Origin of the sequence: Desulfotignum phosphitoxidans DSM 13687 (assembly GCF_000350545.1) — a bacterium.
GTDB classification, from domain to species: Bacteria; Desulfobacterota; Desulfobacteria; order Desulfobacterales; family Desulfobacteraceae; genus Desulfotignum; species Desulfotignum phosphitoxidans.
This window is the reverse complement of record NZ_APJX01000024.1, coordinates 1-4,207: the sequence shown is the minus strand read 5'-3', so window position 1 is coordinate 4,207 and position 4,207 is coordinate 1. Positions and strand designations below refer to the sequence as shown.

The window sequence follows — 4,207 nt, the reverse complement described above, 5'->3', positions numbered from 1 at the left end:
TCAGGGTCCCATTCAAATTCCATAGTACAAATATAGTTCATTGGACGACATAAGGCAAGCTTAAAGCGGGAAAGCGGGGTCTGACCCCGATAAGTTTCTGTTGTTACATAAGATATTTGTCTAAAACAAGGCCCAAAAACGTCTTAGCACGCACTTTTTGATGCCAAAAAGAGCTGTTTAAGCTAAGTCAGCAGCGTTTAAATCAGCAACGGGGTCACCCTGGGGCAGAACTGCCGAAAATTTGACCTGTACAAGTTCCGGACCAGAAAAAACGCGGGGTCAGGCCTGCGTTATTGTAGTTATTGGGGGGTAAAGTATCGGGTGTTGCTAAAATTTTTTGACGGGGGTATCATCTTGTCATGGATTTATGAAATCTGTGGAAGGTAAATTATATGCATCAACTGAACATAAAAGTTGAAGTTTTTAAAGAAGACGATCTCTATGTAGCTCTTTGCCCTTCATTAAATGTTTCCAGCTTTGGAGAATCAATAGATGAAGCCAAAAAGTCTCTTGTAGAAGCTGTGGAAATCTTTATTGAGGAATGTTCAGAAATGGGAACCCTTGATGAAGTTCTTTGCTGTAAAGAGACAAAGAGGCGATCATATAATAATGACTAAACCTGGAATTAACCGTCCATTGGTGATCAAAACCAGTCCAAGGAAAGTTTCCACCACCCATATCCGTACGAATCTGACTACCGCAGGAATATCCAGATCAAGATATTTTGAGCTTCTGGATAGCCTTTCAAGCTGATGAAAAATCCTGCTTTTTTGATTGTTTGTGTGATGATCGCGGCTGCGCCGCTGTTCCGGGGATCGGTGCATGCCTGGGCACAGACCGTGATTCAGGCCATGGTGGCCCTGGGCGGGATTGTGCTGGTGCTCGAAGCGATGCGGTCAAAGGCGGGGCGGAAGCGGTCATCCCGGAGTTCGTCGTTGAAGGGGTTCACCACCCGGGAACTGTTAGTTCATGTGGCGGCTCCCTGTGCAGCGTTAGGGGTGTGGTCTGTCTGGCTTTGTTTCTCGTTGTCTGCCAGGCCCTGACCCTGTCCCGGGGCGGGTGGGCCGGCACGGCCGGTGCCCTGGTTTTCATGGCCGTGGTGCTGCTGCTCAAAAAAGGATTTGCTCACAAGCGGCTGGTGGGATATCTGATGGCTGGTATCGTGGTGACAGCCGCGATTGTGATGGCCTCCACCCCCGTGGTACAGCGCATCATGACCCTGACCCAGGGGAACCTGGAAGACAACATCGCCCACCGGCTCAATCTCTGGGAAGGCACCCGGCACATGATCGCGGACAACCCGGCCGCCGGCACGGGCCCGGGCACCTTTGAAACGGCGTATCCCCCATACCAGCAGCCCGGCTACACCGTCCTGGCCAGATACGCCCACAACGATTACCTCCAGTTCACAGCAGGCACGGGCATCCTGTTCATCCCCCTGATGCTGTGGCTGCTCTATCTTTTCTTCAGGACCGGCTTCAAAAAATTTCACAGCCGCAGCCGACAGACCTCGGGCATCGCCTTAGGCTGCATGGCCGCCGCCATCGCTATCCTCATCCACAGCTACTCCGACGGCAACCTCCAGATCCCCGCCAACGCGCTGCTTTTCACCTCCCTTTCCGCCCTTACCCTCAAAAGCGGGGTCTGACCCTTATAAGTCTCTGTTTTTACACAAGATATTGTCTAAAACAAGGCCCAAAAACGTCTTAGCGCGCACTTTTTGATGCCAAAAAGAGCTGTTTAAGCTAAGTCAGCAGCGTTTAAATCAGCAACGGGGTCACCCTGCTTTATTGTCGTTATTGACACGTCAGGTATTTAAAATATGCAATCCATATCCTCTTTGCTATATCCGAAAATCTTGCGAAGGGCAAGCCGGGGAATCCTGGTGCTGCTGCTGGCGTGCATGCCCTGGGCGATCCTGTCTCCGGCAGCCAATCCGCCGTCCCAGTGCGCCGCCCTCCGCACCACCCTCATCCCCAGATCCTGATCCCACCTCTCTCTCCTCCCAATCCCCAATCCCTACCAACCAAGAACCCCCTACCCAACACCCATCATCCAAAACACCCCATTGAATTTGCTATTTGTTAAAAACCGATTTATACAGAAAAAGGACTCGGGGCCTGCTTTATTGTAGTTATTAGGGGGTAAAGTATGGTCATTGGCATAGTCTGTGACCGCAATGGGTATTTATAGATTGACTTTCCATGTGTGCTGCATATACTGAAAACTATGATATGGTTGAAATCCCGGATAGGATAATATTCGGAATGATTGAAACCTCGAAAGAGAAAGGCAGGAAAATAAGATGCCGAAATTAAGAGAGATCGATATTGATTACGATCAGATACGCGAGTTGGTTTGCCAACTGGCTTTTAGCAAAAAAATGTCCCTGATAAGGGAAATCGTTAAAGATAAAAGATATCAGGAAGATTTTTATGCTTTCACAGAGTCATTGGCCAAAAAATACAATATCCCAGAGATGAACGAACAGGAATTGGATGTATTCCTCCATGGTTAGTCAAAGATTTTGACAATGGTTTGAGGGGATATAACCGCAATGATCCATAGAATTGTTATTGATACCAATATTTATATATCAGCGATTTTTTGGGGTGGCAAACCTCGTGAGGTGGTCGATTTAGGGCGCAGTGAGAAAGTATTGATTTTTACGTCGTTGGAAATACAAACTGAAATTCATAGAAAATTACGAACAAAATTTGGTCTTTCAGAAGATGAAACTGCTCAAATCCTTCTTGACTTTTCAACCTTTACAAATCTTATTACAACCCATGAAAAAATTTCGATAATCAATGATGACCCGGATGATAATAAATTTATCGAATGTGCAGTATCCTCAAAGGCACACTTTATTGTCACCGGAGATAAACGTTTGTTAAACCTGGATATGTATAAAGAAATTAAAATCCTCAAAGCAGCAGATTTTCTATCGATAATGTCCATGCCCTGACATCCTGCGATGGGGGGGCGGGGGATGCTGGCGGTCCTGCTTGGCGCCATGCCCTGGGCTGCGCGGTGTCATTTCAGGCGACCACTCCAAATTTCTGAAGGAAAATAAATATGCTTCGTGAATAACTCCGGTCATCTCCAGGTCTGTCAACTGCACCCAACTATTATCTGCTGCTCATGATGATCCTGGGCGGGGAGGGGCCACGGCAAAAGAGATCATCGAAGCGGTCCGGGCCGAGGCCTGGGCATCAATCCCAAGGTGGGGCTTTTGAAATATGAGACGTTTCTGGGGGTTCCGGCCTTAGGGATTGACAACACCCCGGAATACCGCGGTGAGCTTTTCAAGGCGGCCATCGACTATGGGATGGCAGTGGCGGGGATTGTTGCGACCCTGCCGGTCTGGGCTGCGGCAGCCGTGCTGATCAAGTGGCTGTCGCCCGGCGGGCCCGTGCTGTACAAACAGGTGCGGCTGGGGCAGAACGGCCGCAAATTTGACCTGTACAAGTTCCGGACCATGGTGCCGGATGCAGAGGCCCGCCTGGAGGCGCTGCAACATGCCAATGAATGCGACGGCCCGGCGTTCAAGATTAAAAATGACCCGCGCATCATTCCCTATATCGGCACTTTTTTGCGCAAAACCGGGCTGGATGAGCTGCCCCAGTTCATCAATGTGCTCAAAGGAGAACTGAGCGTGGTGGGGCCGCGGCCGCCGGCGCCCTCAGAGGTCAAATGCTATGAGCGCTGGGAGCGCCGGCGCCTGTCCATGAAGCCGGGCATCACCTGCTTCTGGCAGATCCAGCCCAACCGCAATGACATCCTTGTTATCAGGGTCTGACCCCGATAAGTCTCTGTTTTTACATAAGATATTGTCTAAAACAAGGCCCAAAAACGTCTTAGCGCGCACTTTTTGATGCCAAAAAGAGCTGTTTAAGCTAAGTCAGCAGCGTTTAAATCAGCAACGGGGTCACCCTGCTTTATTGTAGTTATTGACACGTCAGGTATTTAAAATATGCAATCCATATCCTCTTTGACATATCCGAAAATCCTGCGAAGGGCAAGCCGGGGAATCCTGGTGGTGCTGCTGGCGTGCATGCCCTGGGCGACCCTGTCTCCGGCAGCCAGTCCGCCGTCCCAGTGGGCCGCCCTCCGCACCACCCCCCCCTCTCCCGATCCTGATCCCACATCTCCCATCCGACCCTGACCCAGTGAAGTCAGACTCCGGAGTCTGAACCTGGAGGGT

General features: G+C 50.0%; 8 protein-coding genes. All 8 read left to right on the top strand.

The window, feature by feature from the left end:
• Positions 1-392 precede the first annotated feature (392 nt).
• The 8 genes from DPO_RS23305 (at position 393) to DPO_RS25925 (ending at position 4,168) form a co-directional block, all read left to right on the top strand.
• Positions 393-617 (top strand): type II toxin-antitoxin system HicB family antitoxin, encoded by a 225-nt coding sequence (locus DPO_RS23305; RefSeq protein ID WP_006968847.1) that lies wholly within the window; start codon positions 393-395, stop codon positions 615-617.
• Positions 618-752: 135 nt separating this feature from the next.
• Positions 753-1,043 (top strand): hypothetical protein, encoded by a 291-nt coding sequence (locus DPO_RS26360; RefSeq protein WP_006968846.1) that lies wholly within the window; start codon positions 753-755, stop codon positions 1,041-1,043.
• Complete coding sequence (locus DPO_RS23300; RefSeq protein WP_006968845.1) at positions 1,001-1,648, top strand: O-antigen ligase family protein; 648 nt, start codon at positions 1,001-1,003, stop codon at positions 1,646-1,648. Before DPO_RS26360 ends, DPO_RS23300 begins: the two co-directional genes overlap by 43 nt.
• Before the next feature lie 174 nt (positions 1,649-1,822).
• Positions 1,823-1,987 carry a hypothetical protein gene (locus DPO_RS25625; protein ID WP_006968844.1) on the top strand — a complete coding sequence of 55 codons (165 nt, stop codon included), beginning with the start codon at positions 1,823-1,825 and terminating at the stop codon, positions 1,985-1,987.
• Positions 1,988-2,305: 318 nt separating this feature from the next.
• Positions 2,306-2,518 (top strand): hypothetical protein, encoded by a 213-nt coding sequence (locus tag DPO_RS23295; protein ID WP_006968843.1) that lies wholly within the window; start codon positions 2,306-2,308, stop codon positions 2,516-2,518.
• Between the two features lie 39 nt (positions 2,519-2,557).
• Entirely contained in the window at positions 2,558-2,968 is a 411-nt protein-coding gene (locus DPO_RS23290; protein ID WP_006968842.1) for a putative toxin-antitoxin system toxin component, PIN family, read from the top strand.
• Positions 2,969-3,235: 267 nt separating this feature from the next.
• Complete coding sequence (locus DPO_RS23285) at positions 3,236-3,802, top strand: sugar transferase (protein ID WP_006968841.1); 567 nt, start codon at positions 3,236-3,238, stop codon at positions 3,800-3,802.
• A 174-nt stretch (positions 3,803-3,976) separates the two neighbouring features.
• Entirely contained in the window at positions 3,977-4,168 is a 192-nt protein-coding gene (locus tag DPO_RS25925; protein ID WP_201765671.1) for a hypothetical protein, read from the top strand.
• Positions 4,169-4,207 lie beyond the last annotated feature (39 nt).